We start from the raw sequence: 13,535 nt of genomic DNA, 5'->3' as shown, positions 1-13,535 counted from the left end.
ATCGGGGTCCAACACGACAACGGGAGGACGGCGGGATCTTGATCCCGCAGGCCACCCAATCTGCCTCGTGAACTGGTAGCCCTGCTCTGTCAAGCCGTACTGGCCTGCTAGAGGACGAGGGTCGCGTACACCACGTAGTTGTCGTCGAATTCGCCGGTGTCCGGGTTGTACCCGTCGCAGGTGATCAGGCGGAGTTCGGCGGCGTCGGTGTTCCCATAAACCTCAAGGGTGGGGAAGTTGTCCTTCATGTATTGCTCGCCGCGGTCGACGGCGAAGACAGCGGTGGTGCCATCCTCACGGACCACGTTGATCTCGTCGCCGGCTTCCAGGGACCGCAGGTCCGCGAAGACGCCTGGACCGCCGCCGGTCGCATTGACGTGGCCGAGCAGAATTGATGGTCCCCGTTCGCCCGACGTGGGCGACTGGTCATACCAGCTGGCCGGCGCACCCGGGCCTTCGGGTGGCACTTCGAGCGACCCGTTGTCACGCAGTCCCAGGTGGAGCAGTTCGGATCCGGCATCGATCGTCGGGATGTTGAACGACACCGGCTTCGACGCTTCGAGCACAGCGGGAAGCTCCGGCGAGGGTGCGGGTGAGGATGCGGCCGACGGGGTGGGGGTGCCTGACGGTGACGCGGTCGGCGTCGGCGACGCCTCCGGGGGGGCGGCCGAGGTGGGCGCAGCCGAAGACGACTGGTCAGTGCCCTGCGGAGGCGCCTCGGCGCCGCAGGCGGTGAGTATCAAAAGGGCGGTCGCCGCCGAGACCGCAAAGCCTCGACGACGACCGTTTGTAGTGCTGATCATGAAATCAGACTATTCCTTATGCGCGGTTTGCAGCGTTGCGGCGAACCACGTAGGTGCCGCCAGCGGCAGCAGCCAGAACGAGGCCACCTCCGAGGACGAGCGCTCCCATGTTGTTGGTGCTGGACTGTGCAACACCGGTGTCAGCGCCACCTTCAGGCATGGCGCCCATCTGGGCGGCTGTCACAACGCCACACAGTGCAGGCGAGGTTGCGCCCAGTGGCAGGTCAGGAGCGATGTCGCTCTCTGAGTTGAACGCTTCTTCGGTACCGGTTGCGGTAGCTGGGTCGAGTCCGTGGATAACAACCACTGCGGTACCGGCTTCGATGGAATCCAGGGTCTCTGCATTCATCTCGAAGGTGCGCTCGATGGAGTAGCTTCCGCCCTGGCCAGCCAGCTCGAGGTTCAGGCCCTCTGCAGCGCTGGTCTCGCCGCTGGTGGTCAGCGTGGTGAGAATTCCGCCGTAGGCAGGTGCGCCGTCAGAGGTGTTGATGATGCCGTCACCGTTCTCGTCATCCGCCATGGTCGGGCATTCGCCCAGTGCGCCACCGTGAATGTGCTGTACGTGGGGGTACGGAGCGTCCATGAAGGTTTCGGCCAGGCCGGAAACCTGCAGGTTCACAGTCGCCGTCGTATCATCAATGTCCATGGTGTACGTGGCGGTACCAGTGGTGCCGTTGAGCTGGCCGAACGTGGCGGTGTAAGAACCGTCGGCGTGGTCAGCCATTGCTGGTGCACCGGCCATAGCAACCATGCCGAGGGCGAGGGTGGGGACTGCGAGAAGACGCAAGTTCTTATTCATGTGATTTTCCTCCGTAGTGCGAGTATTAGCATGCCAATCATAAGCACACATACTTTTACTTCGGAGTGGTGCGGGTCACGGATGGGTCGGGTTCTGAAAAGAAGTGGAGCGGGCAGCGTTCGCCAACGGTGGAAGCCCACCCTCGAAGTCCCCTAGTTGCGAGAGATTTGCGAGAATGGTCTCTATGAAGCCTCTAGGGAACCAAAAACCTGCAGCAACCGGAGCTCCCACGGGTGCGGGCCGAGGGCTGAGCCTGCGGATGGGCACCATCGGGATGAGCATCATGCTCATCGTGTTCCTCGTGGCGGTGGTCTTCGCCGCGAACCAGAACGATGTAGTCGGCTGGTTGGTGGCGATCATTTCGCTCGGCTGGCTGCTGATCTTCAGTTTCGTGGTGTTCAGCCTTCGGTCGGCGGCACGCAACGCAAGGGCCCGCATTAACGAGGCCCAGCAGCAGTTCAACCGCGCCAACGGCATCCCGGACGCCACCACGACCGGCGTCGTCGATGAGGCAACGCTGGCCCGAGATATGAAACTTGACCACAGCTTCAAAATCGTCCAGGTCCAGGTCCGGGTCATCCGCGACCATATGGACGCCGGGAAGTCCAGCGATGAGGAGACAGTTGGTCGGGCGCTCGAAACCATTGAGATCACCTCCCACAACGCGCGCTCGATGATGAAGCGGAACGACGACGGCCCGGTGGAGGGCACTGTTGTCGACTGAGTGCGGCACCAGCTGCCACCCGCGGTTCAACCCCACCGCCAGCGCGCTCCGGTAGGGTTGAACGAGTGAGTTCTACAGCAACCCTTCCCGCCTCCTCTGCCGTGTTGTCCCCCATCAAAGGGGCGGCGCTTCGCGTCGCAACGGTCAACGTCAACGGCATCCGGGCGGCCTACAAACGAGGCATGGCCGACTGGCTGGCCGAGCGTGAGATCGACATCCTCTGCCTGCAGGAGGTGCGGGCGCCCGACGACATCCTGCGGGGACTGCTGGGCGATTCCTGGCATATCATCCACGCCGAAGCGGAGGCGAAGGGCCGCGCCGGCGTCGCGATCGCCTCACGGATGGCGCCATTGGCCACCCGCACCCATATCGGCGATGACTACTTTGCCACGTCCGGCCGCTGGGTCGAGGCCGATTTCGACCTTTCGGGTGTCAGCCTGACCGTCGTCAGCGCCTACGTCCACTCGGGCGAGGTGGACAGCCCCAAGCAGGCCGACAAGTACCGCTTCCTTGATGTGATGTCCGAGCGGCTCCCCGAGCTGCGGCGCACCCGCGACCATGCCCTGCTGGTCGGCGACCTGAACGTGGGACACACCCAGCTCGACATCCGCAACTGGAAGGGCAACCAGAAGAAGGCGGGATTCCTCCCCGAGGAGCGCGCCTACTTCGACAGGTTTTTCGATGACGAGTTCGGGTTTGTCGACGTTCACCGCCGCCTCGCAGGCGAGGTGGACGGACCTTACACCTGGTGGTCCTGGCGCGGCCAGGCCTTCGACAACGACACCGGATGGCGGATTGACTACCACCTCGCCACCCAGGGCCTCGCCGCAGCCGCAGCCGACGCCGTCGTCGACCGAGCACCTTCCTGGGATACGCGATTCTCAGACCATGCCCCGCTGGTAGTGGACTACCGGCTCTAACTTCAGGAATCAACAACCATGACAATCTCCACCACCGGTGCACGGCAGCGGGTCCTCTCCGGCATGCAGCCCTCGGGTGAGTCCCTTCATCTGGGAAACTACCTCGGCGCGCTGGTGCACTGGGTGCGGATGCAGGACGAGTACGAGGCGATTTACTTCATCCCGGACCTGCACGCCATCACGGTGCCCCAGGACCCGGCGGAACTCGCTGAGCGTACCCGCCGTACCGCTGCGCAGTACATCGCTGGCGGGGTGGACGTGGATAAGTGCACCCTGTTTGTGCAGTCCCATGTGCCGGAGCATGCCCAGCTGGGCTGGGTGTTGAACTGCATCACCGGCTTCGGTGAAGCGTCACGGATGACCCAGTTCAAGGACAAGTCCCTGAAACAGGGCGCCGACGCGGCCAGTGTTGGCCTCTTCACCTACCCCATCCTGCAGGCCGCAGATATATTGCTGTACCAGCCGGAGGGCGTTCCGGTGGGGGAGGACCAGCGGCAACACGTCGAACTGAGCCGGGACCTGGCGCAACGCTTCAACTCCCGCTTCGGGGAAGCGTTCGTGGTTCCGAGGCCCTTCATCCAGAAGGAATCGGCCAAGATCTACGACCTGCAGAATCCGACGGCCAAGATGTCGAAGTCTGCCAGCTCGCCGGCAGGCCTGATCAACCTGATGGATGACCCGAAGGTAACCGCCAAACGCATCAAGTCGGCGGTCACCGACACCGGGACGGAGATCCGGTTCGACAGGGAAACCAAGCCAGGGGTGTCCAACCTGCTCTCGATCCACTCGATGCTCACCGGCAAGACCATTGATGAGGTGGTGGGGGAGTTTCAGGGCCGCATGTACGGGCATCTGAAGACCGAGCTGGCCGACGTCGTGGTCGCCCACCTTGATCCCATCCGACTCCGCACCACCGAACTCCTCGACGACCCCGCCGAACTCGATTCCCTCCTCGCCCGCGGTGCGGAGAAGGCGCGCAGCATCGCCTCCGCCACGCTGGCGGATGTGTACGCGAAACTCGGGTTCCTTCCCCCTCTGGGTGGTGCGCGCTAGCGGCATGGACCACAGCATCAGGGCCTCCACCAGCGGTCAGCCGTCACCGGCCGACGGCGAAGCCGCGCCGTCGGCCGGTGGTGTCCGGGAGAGTTGCGTTGGGATAGTCATCGCAGTGCCGGAACCGTTGGCGGCGATCCTCGAACAGTGGCGTGCTGCCTTTGGCGACCCGATGGCCTCCCTGATCCCGGCGCATATCACGCTAGTGACGACCACCCCCGCTTCGGACTGGGCTGAAACCACCGCCCATGTACGTGAGGTAGCCAGGGGGCAGCGGCCGTTCACCGTCACCCTGAAGAGCACCGGGACGTTCCGGCCCGTCTCTCCGGTGGTGTACCTGAACCTGGACGAGGGATTCACCGACTGCGTGGCACTGCACGAGAAACTGCAGTGTGGTCCCCTGGAGCGCACCCTCGAGTTTCCCTTCCACCCGCATGTGACAGTGGCCCACGATGTCAGTACGGCCAGCATGGACTGGGCCGAGAGTCAGCTTGAAGGGTTCGAAGCCTCCTTCACTGTCCGTACTATGGGTCTGTACGAGCATGACTCGTTGGGCATCTGGAGACTGAGGGAAGAGCTGAGCTTTGGCCAAGATCAACACCCGGACCGCAGCCACGGCCCAGGGTCCGCACTATGATGAGCCCCGCCCGGCAGAGCTAGCCCACCTCAAACGCAAGGTCATCGACGCCCGCCGTGACCTGGGCAAGGCGCGGCGCCGGGGGCTCACCGGTCTGGCCCTCGCGGAGCCGACAATCACCTACCTGCTGGCCCGCATCTTCGTGGTCCGCGCCGTCCGGGTGTTCCACCTTTACGTGGTTCGACGGGGTCCGCTCATGGCAGCGGGCATCGCCTACCGGCTGTTCTTCTCCATGGCCTCGCTGCTCCTGGCCGGGTTCTCCATTCTGGGCTTGGTGGTCGCCGGCAATGCACCCCTGCAGAACCTGATCGTCGAGGCGGTGGATGCCACCGCTCCCGGCATCCTCATCATGGAACCCGATGGCCCCGGTCTCGCCACCCCCGAAGCCCTGTTCAACGCCAACGAGGGCCTGACCCTCACCCTGATCGTCTCGACGGTCATCACCCTCATCACCGCGCTGGGCTGGATTGCGGGTGTCCGGCAGGCCATGAGGGGGATTTTCGCGTTACCCCCACTGCTGGTGAATCCCATCCTGCTGCGGATCAAGGACCTGGGGACGCTCCTGGTGCTGGGGGCTGCGATGATCGTGACCACCGCGATCGGCCTCGTGGCCAACACCCTCCTGGACGTGGTGTTCGACTGGCTGGAGTTCGGCGACACAGGCCGGCCCTTCACCCAGCTCGCCGGTATCGTGCTGATGCTGGTGGTGGACTTCGCCGTCGCAGTCATCCTCTTCCGGCGTGCGTCGGGGATTGAGCAGTCCCGTCGGTTGCTCATCCAGTCGTCCCTGATTACCGCGGTCGGAAGCACCGTGCTGCGCACCTTCAGCACCCTGCTCCTCGGCAGTGTTGGCCAAGGCAACCCGTTGCTGGCACCGTTCACCGTCGTCGTCGGCCTGTTCGTCTGGTTCTTCCTGCTCAGCCAGGTCTACCTGCTGGCCGCCGCCTGGGGCGCCATTGGTGCCGCCGATACCGAGGCGGGTCTCACCCCGCGCCACGGCCGGTCGCTGAAGCAGCGCAGCCGCGTCGCCAACCGACAGAAGGGCTAGCGGCATGGCGGTGAACAACCGTCTTCACCGAAAGGACTCTGGTTAAACACCGACTCTGGTTAAGCAACTCAGGTTAAACAACTCCGATTAAACACCTCTGGCCCGGTCCGCTGGAGAGCGGGACCGGGCCAGAGCCGTTCACGAGGCTGAGCTGAAGTTTCCTAGATCTTGCGGTTCAGGATGGCCTGCTTGACCTCGGCGATGGCCTTGGTCACCTGAATGCCACGGGGGCAAGCCTCGGTGCAGTTGAAGGTGGTGCGGCAACGCCACACACCCTCTTTGTCGTTGAGGATCTCCAGGCGCATGTCGCCGGCGTCGTCGCGGGAGTCGAAGATGAAACGGTGCGCGTTGACGATTGCGGCTGGGCCGAAGTACTGGCCGTCGGTCCAGAACACCGGGCACGAGGACGTGCACGCGGCGCACAGGATGCACTTGGTGGTGTCATCGAAACGTTCGCGCTCCTCGGACGACTGCAGGCGCTCCTTCGTGGGCTCGTGGCCACGGTTGACCAGGAACGGCATGACTTCACGGAAGGACTGGAAGAAAGGCTCCATGTCCACGATGAGGTCCTTCTCCACCGGGAGGCCCTTGATGGGCTCCACCAGGATGGGCTTGGACGTGTCGAGGTCCTTCAGCAGGGTCTTGCAGGCCAACCGGTTTCGGCCGTTGATCCGCATCGCGTCGGACCCGCACACACCGTGGGCGCAGGAGCGACGGAACGTCACGGTACCGTCATGCTCCCACTTGACCTTGTGCAGGGCGTCCAGCACGCGGTCGGTGCCGTACATGGTCAGCTTCCACTCGTCCCAGTGGAACTCGTCGGAAACCTCCGGGTTGTAGCGGCGTACCTTGAGGGTGATGTCGAACGTCGGGATTTCCCCGCCGCCGCCAATCCCCGGTGCGAGGTCGATCTTGGAGGCTGGTTCTCTTTCGACTGTTTCTGTGCTCATTAGTACTTACGCTCCATGGGCTGGTAACGGGTAAACACAACCGGCTTGGTTTTCAGGCGCACGCCGGAGGTTTCGGTGGCCGTCGGATCCAGGTAGGCCATCGAGTGGGTCAGGTAGTTCTCGTCGTCCCGGTCGGGGAAGTCCTCGCGGAAGTGCCCGCCGCGGGATTCCTTGCGGTGCAGGGCGGCGGCGGTCATGACCTTGGCCATGTCGAGCAGGAAGCCCAGTTCCACTGCTTCCAGCAGGTCCAGGTTGAACCGTTTCCCCTTGTCCTGGACGGTGACGTGCTTGTACCGCTCTTCCAGGCCGTCGATGACGCTGAGCGCCTCGAGCAGGGTTTCCTCGGTGCGGAACACCTGGACGTTGGCATCCATGATGTCCTGCAGTTCCTTGCGGATCTGTGCCACCCGCTCGCCACCTTCGGAGCTGCGCATCGTGTCGAGCAGCGACTCGGTTTCGGTGAGCGGGTTCTCGGGGATTTCCACGAAGTCGGCGGTCAATGCGTACTCCGCCGCGTAGATGCCTGCGCGCTTGCCGAACACGTTGATGTCCAACAGTGAGTTGGTGCCCAGACGGTTTGATCCGTGCACCGACACGCATGCCACCTCACCGGCGGCGTACAGGCCCGGCACAATGGTGTCGTTGTCCTGCAGCACCTCGGCCTTGATGTTGGTGGGGATGCCGCCCATCGCGTAGTGGGCGGTGGGGAAGACGGGCACCGGCTCGGTGTACGGCTCGACGCCGAGATAGGTGCGCGCAAACTCGGTGATGTCCGGGAGTTTCGCGTCGATGTGTGCCGGCTCCAGGTGGGTGAGGTCCAAGAGGACGTAATCCTTGTTCGGTCCGCAGCCGCGCCCTTCCCGTACCTCGTTGGCCATCGAGCGGGCCACAATGTCACGGGGAGCCAGGTCCTTGATGGTGGGGGCGTACCGTTCCATGAACCGCTCGCCCTCGGAGTTACGCAGGATCGCGCCCTCGCCGCGGGCGGCTTCGGAGAGCAGGATGCCCAGACCGGCCAGGCCGGTTGGGTGGAACTGGAAGAACTCCATGTCCTCCAGGGGGATGCCCCGGCGGAACGCGATGCCCATTCCGTCACCGGTGAGGGTGTGTGCGTTGGAGGTGGTCTTGTAGACCTTGCCCACACCGCCCGAGGCGAAGACGATCGACTTGGCCTGGAACACGTGCAGCTCGCCGGTTGCCAGGTCGTAGGTGACGACGCCGGCTACCCGGGTCTGCAACTTGGTGACCCCGTCGACGGTGACTTCTTCCTGAACGGTCAGCAGGTCGAGCACGTAGTACTCGTTGTAGAACTCGACGTTGTGCTTGACGCAGTTTTGGTAGAGGGTCTGCAGGATCATGTGTCCGGTGCGGTCGGCTGCGTAGCAGGAGCGGCGTACCGGGGCTTTGCCATGGTCACGGGTGTGGCCGCCGAAGCGGCGCTGGTCGATCCGGCCCTCGGGGGTGCGGTTGAAGGGCAGCCCCATTTTCTCGAGGTCCAGCACGGCGTCGATGGCCTCCTTGGCCATCACCTCCGCCGCGTCCTGGTCAACCAGATAGTCGCCGCCCTTGACCGTGTCAAAGGTGTGCCATTCCCAGTTGTCTTCTTCGACATTGGCCAGAGCCGCGCACATGCCGCCCTGCGCCGCCCCGGTGTGGGAGCGGGTGGGGTACAGCTTGGTCAGAACTGCGGTCCGCGCACGTTGCCCGGATTCGATGGCGGCGCGCATACCGGCGCCGCCGGCACCCACGATAACGACGTCGTACTTGTGGACCTGCATACGTGTTGCTCTTTCTGTTGTAACCGGACGGCCACGCCGGCGGCCTGATGCGTCGAGAGCCCTACGGAGCCGGGCAGTATGGCGCTACGTGCGCCACGCCGTCGATCACGGGGCACGGATCAAAGGTGAAAATCACCAGGGTGCCGAGCACGATGATGACAACGGTGGAGGCGTAGAGCACGCTCTTGAGCCAGAACCGGGTCGAGTCCTTCTCCGCGTAGTCGTTGATGATGGTCCGCACACCGTTGGTGCCGTGCAGCATTGCCAGCCACAGCATCACCAGGTCCCAGATCTGCCACACCGGATCAGCCCACTTGCCGGCCACGAAACCGAAGTCGACGCCCTTGATGCCATCGCCGTCGATCAGTGAAGTCCACAGGTGGACGAAGATCAGGACCACCAGGATGATGCCTGAGACCCGCATGAACAGCCAGGCCAACATCTCAAAGTTGCCCTTGCTGGCACCGGTACGGGTGTACTCCGGCGCAACGCGCCCGGAGCGGGGACTTTCAATTACTGGATTAGCCATGGCTTAGCCTCCAAAGACAACTGAGAGGTGACGGATGGAGAACGCGACCATGGTGACGGCCCACAGCCCGATGACGCCCCAGAGCAGCTGACGCTGGTACTTGGGCCCCTTTTTCCAGAAGTCGATCAGGATGACGCGGAGCCCGTTGAACGCGTGGAACACGATGGCTGCCACCAAACCCAGTTCGCCCAGGCCCATGATGGGGTTTTTGTAGGATTCGATCACTGCGTCATAAGCCTCGGGGGACACGCGCACCAAAGAGGTGTCAAGCACATGAACCAGGAGGAAGAAGAAGATCACTACTCCGGTAATACGATGGGCTACCCATGACCACATGCCCTCACGGCCGCGGTAGAGGGTGCCCGCTGGTATCTTCGACACTGAAATAACCTCCCCTGCACGCCCGGCGTATGCATGTCTCCCACGCAGAAAGACGCCGATGCGAAAGCACTCTTCACTTGATCCTAATGTAGGCTCCGTCACCCGTGGGTTCAATTTAGGCTTCCCTACGCTGTGACATTCTTAACAGGCGCTAAAGTGACGCTTCACCTGCACCCCGTTTTTGGCTCGTGGCGGGTGCGGTTCGGGGGCCGATCGGCGGTCGGAGCCGCTCTGCGGCCCGCCGAATTCACCATCGTGCACTAACGTGGAGGCGATGACTACGCAGCGGGCTGGTGCCCAAAATTCGACCGAGGCGCTTGAGCGCTTCTACGGTGTGATCCCCGCCGGTGGAGTGGGGACGCGCCTGTGGCCGCTCTCCCGTGCGGCCGCGCCCAAGTTCCTGCACGACCTCACCGGTTCCGGCAGCACCCTCATCCGCGCCACCTATGATCGGCTGGGCCCGCTCAGCGGTGACCGCATCATGGTGGTCACCGGTAAGGTGCACCGCACGGCGGTCCTGAAGCAGATCCCCGAGATCCAGGACTCCAACCTGGTGCTTGAGAGCGAACCGAAAGACTCCGCCGCCGCCGTCGGCCTCGCCGCTGCCATCCTGTACCAGCGGGACCCGGACATCATTATGGGCTCGTTCGCCGCCGACCAGGTCATCACTCCGGTGGAGGTGTTCCAGGACGCGGTGCGCGAAGCGATCCACACAGCGGCCCAGGGTTATATCGTCACCATCGGCATCAAGCCCACCCTTCCCGCCACTGGTTTCGGCTATATCCGCGCCGGGGAGCGGCTCGAGATCGAGGGTGCCCCGAGCGCCCACGCGGTGATCGAATTCGTGGAGAAGCCGTCCGAGGAAGTGGCCCAGGGGTACCTCGAATCCGGAAAGTACAGCTGGAACGCCGGAATGTTCGTGGCCCCGGTGGCGCTCATGCTCCGCCACCTCGAAGCCAACGAGCCCATCCTTCATGCCGGGCTGACCGAAATTGCGCAGGCCTGGGATACCCCGAACCGGGTTGAGGTGGCCCGCCGGGTCTGGCCCACCCTGCCGAAGATCGCCATCGACTACGCGGTCGCCGAACCGGCCGCCGCGGCTGGTGACGTGGCGATGATCCCCGGCAACTTCAGCTGGGACGACGTCGGCGATTTCGCCGCCATCGGCCGGCTGAATCCCGCCATCGAGAACTCGAAGCTGACCGTGATGGGCGAGGGGGCCCGGGTGTTCTCCGACAACGCTTCGGGGATCGTGGTTTCCGACACGAAGCGGGTGATCGCCCTGATCGGGATTGACGACGTCGTCATCGTCGACACCCCCGACGCACTGCTGGTCACCACCAAGGAGCACGCGCAGGAAGTCAAGAAGGCCGTCGAGCACCTGCGTGCCAGCGGCGAGATCGACGTCCTCTAACAACCCGCTAGCCATCCTTCCCGCTTAACCCAACTGCACAGTTCAAGAGTGCGGACCGGCTGTGGCTAGGCTGGAGGGGTGCAAACCAACAGCAGTGCGCCAACCGATCCCGCAGCAGCCCCTTCCATCGGCGTGTGGCTTGCCCCCCTGCTGGAGGATCTGACCCTTTTCCGGCGGGATCTGCACATGCACCCCGAACTGTCGCACAAGGAACACCGCACCACCGACCGGCTCGTGGAGCGGCTGGAGGCAGCGGGCCTGACACCCCAGCGGCTCGAATACACGGGATTATTCGTCGACATCGGCTCCGGTCCCATCAAGTTGGGGTTGCGCGCGGATATTGACGCGTTGCCGGTGCTGGAGGAGACGGGGCTGGCCTACGAGTCGTCGTCGACCGGTATTGCCCACGCCTGCGGTCACGACATCCACGCGACGGTGATGCTCGGGGTGGCGCTGGTGCTCGCACGGATGAACGACGACGAGCCGCTGGGCGGGCGCATCCGGGTCATCTTCCAGCCCGCTGAGGAAATGATGCCCGGCGGCGCCCTGGAAGTCATCGAGCAGGGAGTGCTCCGCGACGTGCCACGGATCGTGGCACTGCACTGCGACCCGCATATCGACGTCGGCCTGGTGGGGACCCGGATCGGGGCCATCACGTCGGCGTCTGACACCGTCCGGGTGGAACTGACCGGGAGGGGAGGTCACACGTCGCGGCCGCACCTCACCGAGGACCTGGTGTTCGCGCTCGCCAACATTGCTGTCAACGTGCCAGCCGTGCTGTCCCGGCGGATCGACGTCCGCAGTGCCGTGTCGGTGGTGTGGGGCCAGATCCATGCCGGCAGTGCGCCCAACGCCATTCCCGGCCACGGCTTCATGTCCGGCACCATGCGTTGCCTCGACGGTGAGGCCTGGGAAGCCGCGGGTGACCTCCTCGACAGCACCGTCCGGCAGATTGCCGCTCCTTTCGGGGTGGACGTCCATCTGGAACACACCCGCGGAGTGCCGCCCGTGATCAACACCGAAGCGGAAACCGGACTGCTGGAAGCCGCGGCGCGCGCGGAACTCGGACCGGACGCCGTCGTCCTCACGCCTCAGTCAATGGGCGGTGAGGATTTCGCCTGGATGACCCAGGAGGTGCCCGGCGCCATGATGCGCCTCGGGACGCGCACACCGAACGGGGAGACCTACGACCTGCACCGGGGCGACTACAACCCCGACGAGCAGGCGATTGGCTGCGGCGTCCGGGTGATGGCCAACGCCGCACTGCGCGCGATCAGGGGAGTGCGCCACTAGCGGGTTTCCGATTAACATCCTGCGCTGGCTGGTGACTCGGTTGGAATAGAGCCGGTGCCCGAAAGGTTAGCCCCAGTGTGAGTACATCAGTGAATACCCGTCCGCCCCTGTCAGTCCTCGACCTTGCCACCGTCGGTGCCGGAAAGTCGTCGGGGGACGCCCTCGCCGACAGCACCACCCTCGCGCAGGCCGCTGACCGGCTGGGCTACCGACGGTTCTGGGTCGCCGAACACCACAACATGCCGGCAGTGGCATCCACCTCCCCGCCCGTCCTGATGGCCCACCTGGCGTCACAGACCGAACGCATCCGGCTCGGCTCCGGGGGAGTGATGCTCCCCAATCATGCGCCGTTCGTGGTCGCTGAACAGTTCGCACTTCTGGAGGCGCTGTACCCGGACCGGATCGACCTGGGCATCGGCAGGGCGCCCGGCACGGATCAGGCTACGGCCATGGCGCTCCGGCGGCAGGCCGGGGGCCTGGGCGTCGAGGAATTCCCGCAGCATGTCCTGCAGGTGATGAGCCTGCTGGGCGACCACCGATCAACGGATCAGGCATTGAACCTGGTCGCCACACCGTCGGCCTCCAACTACCCCGAGGTCTGGCTGCTCGGTTCCAGCGGATACTCGGCGCAGCTGGCAGGCATGCTGGGACTGCGCTACAGCTACGCGCACCACTTCGGCAACGAGGATCCCGCAGCGGTGATGAACCTGTACCGGTCCAACTTCCAGCCCTCACCCGTGCTCGATGAGCCGTACGCGATGCTCGCCACCTCGGCGCTGACCGCTGACACCGAGGAAGAAGCTGACTATTTGGCTGGCCCGGCCCGCATCATGGCGCTGGCCCTGCGCTCCGGGAAACTGGGTCCCATCGTCTCGCCCGAGGAGGCAGCTGCCAGGGAACTCACCGATCAGGAGCTGATGGTGCTGGAGCACCTCCCCGCCATCAAGGCGGTCGGCACCCCGGAACAGGTGACCGGGCGGCTTGACGCACTGGTGCAGCAGACCGGAGCCAATGAACTGATGATTACCGGGACCACCTACGAGGTTGCGTCGCGGGTGGCATCTCTCGAAGCGCTCAGCGTGGCGTGGGGACGTCAGGTTTCCAATGGAATACCGGTTGGTAACAAATCCCGAACAATGTGATTTCCGTCGCTTGATTTGGTAGGAGCTGGGGCAGGGCGCCGCTAGAGTATGCTCATATCGTGCC

At 64.2% G+C, this 13,535-nt stretch carries 14 protein-coding genes; 8 read left to right on the top strand and 6 right to left on the bottom strand.

What is annotated here, in order from left to right; translation table 11 throughout:
- Window positions 1-107: 107 nt before the first annotated feature.
- The gene (locus H4V95_RS18480) at window positions 108-803 is read right to left on the bottom strand and encodes a class F sortase (RefSeq protein WP_245345727.1); all 696 of its coding nucleotides are present in this window, start codon (window positions 801-803) and stop codon (window positions 108-110) included.
- A gap of 16 nt (window positions 804-819) precedes the next feature.
- Window positions 820-1,602, bottom strand: a complete 783-nt coding sequence (locus H4V95_RS14665; RefSeq protein ID WP_196867502.1) for a CHRD domain-containing protein — start codon at window positions 1,600-1,602, stop codon at window positions 820-822.
- Between the two features lie 184 nt (window positions 1,603-1,786).
- On the opposite strand from H4V95_RS14665, the gene H4V95_RS14660 reads away from it, so the two are divergent.
- The 5 genes from H4V95_RS14660 to H4V95_RS14640 all read left to right on the top strand — a co-directional run bounded on the left by H4V95_RS14660 (window position 1,787) and on the right by H4V95_RS14640 (window position 5,984).
- Window positions 1,787-2,326 carry a hypothetical protein gene (locus tag H4V95_RS14660; protein WP_196867501.1) on the top strand — a complete coding sequence of 180 codons (540 nt, stop codon included), beginning with the start codon at window positions 1,787-1,789 and terminating at the stop codon, window positions 2,324-2,326.
- Between the two features lie 113 nt (window positions 2,327-2,439).
- A complete protein-coding gene (locus H4V95_RS14655) occupies window positions 2,440-3,246 on the top strand; it encodes an exodeoxyribonuclease III (protein ID WP_196867541.1) in 807 nt (268 codons plus the stop codon).
- Between the two features lie 18 nt (window positions 3,247-3,264).
- The gene (trpS, locus tag H4V95_RS14650) at window positions 3,265-4,299 is read left to right on the top strand and encodes a tryptophan--tRNA ligase (protein WP_209730927.1); all 1,035 of its coding nucleotides are present in this window, start codon (window positions 3,265-3,267) and stop codon (window positions 4,297-4,299) included.
- Window positions 4,300-4,303: 4 nt separating this feature from the next.
- On the top strand, window positions 4,304-4,936 hold the full coding sequence (locus H4V95_RS14645) for a 2'-5' RNA ligase family protein (RefSeq protein ID WP_196867499.1): 633 nt from the start codon (window positions 4,304-4,306) through the stop codon (window positions 4,934-4,936).
- A complete protein-coding gene (locus tag H4V95_RS14640; RefSeq protein WP_196867498.1) occupies window positions 4,884-5,984 on the top strand; it encodes a YihY/virulence factor BrkB family protein in 1,101 nt (366 codons plus the stop codon). Before H4V95_RS14645 ends, H4V95_RS14640 begins: the two co-directional genes overlap by 53 nt.
- A 161-nt stretch (window positions 5,985-6,145) precedes the next feature.
- On the opposite strand, the gene H4V95_RS14635 is transcribed toward H4V95_RS14640, so the two are convergent.
- From H4V95_RS14635 to sdhC, 4 genes are all read right to left on the bottom strand, one after another.
- A complete protein-coding gene (locus H4V95_RS14635; protein WP_196867497.1) occupies window positions 6,146-6,934 on the bottom strand; it encodes a succinate dehydrogenase iron-sulfur subunit in 789 nt (262 codons plus the stop codon).
- Window positions 6,934-8,712, bottom strand: coding sequence for a succinate dehydrogenase flavoprotein subunit (sdhA, locus tag H4V95_RS14630; protein ID WP_196867496.1), 1,779 nt, complete (start codon window positions 8,710-8,712; stop codon window positions 6,934-6,936). Before sdhA ends, H4V95_RS14635 begins: the two co-directional genes overlap by 1 nt.
- Before the next feature lie 61 nt (window positions 8,713-8,773).
- Complete coding sequence (locus tag H4V95_RS14625) at window positions 8,774-9,241, bottom strand: succinate dehydrogenase hydrophobic membrane anchor subunit (RefSeq protein ID WP_171586492.1); 468 nt, start codon at window positions 9,239-9,241, stop codon at window positions 8,774-8,776.
- Between the two features lie 3 nt (window positions 9,242-9,244).
- On the bottom strand, window positions 9,245-9,622 hold the full coding sequence (gene sdhC / locus H4V95_RS14620; RefSeq protein WP_196867495.1) for a succinate dehydrogenase, cytochrome b556 subunit: 378 nt from the start codon (window positions 9,620-9,622) through the stop codon (window positions 9,245-9,247).
- A gap of 274 nt (window positions 9,623-9,896) precedes the next feature.
- Here sdhC and H4V95_RS14615 point away from each other — a divergent pair, with 274 nt between their 5' ends.
- From H4V95_RS14615 to H4V95_RS14605, 3 genes are all read left to right on the top strand, one after another.
- The gene (locus H4V95_RS14615; RefSeq protein WP_196867494.1) at window positions 9,897-11,036 is read left to right on the top strand and encodes a mannose-1-phosphate guanylyltransferase; all 1,140 of its coding nucleotides are present in this window, start codon (window positions 9,897-9,899) and stop codon (window positions 11,034-11,036) included.
- A 78-nt stretch (window positions 11,037-11,114) separates the two neighbouring features.
- The gene (locus H4V95_RS14610) at window positions 11,115-12,329 is read left to right on the top strand and encodes an amidohydrolase (protein ID WP_209730926.1); all 1,215 of its coding nucleotides are present in this window, start codon (window positions 11,115-11,117) and stop codon (window positions 12,327-12,329) included.
- Between the two features lie 77 nt (window positions 12,330-12,406).
- Window positions 12,407-13,471 (top strand): LLM class flavin-dependent oxidoreductase, encoded by a 1,065-nt coding sequence (locus H4V95_RS14605; protein WP_312884052.1) that lies wholly within the window; start codon window positions 12,407-12,409, stop codon window positions 13,469-13,471.
- Window positions 13,472-13,535: the final 64 nt, after the last annotated feature.

The sequence above is a fragment of the Arthrobacter sp. CAN_C5 genome, assembly GCF_017875735.1.
Classification (GTDB): Bacteria; Actinomycetota; Actinomycetes; order Actinomycetales; family Micrococcaceae; genus Arthrobacter_D.
The sequence above is the reverse complement of the archived record's forward strand: the minus strand, read 5'-3'. Positions and strand labels throughout refer to the sequence as shown.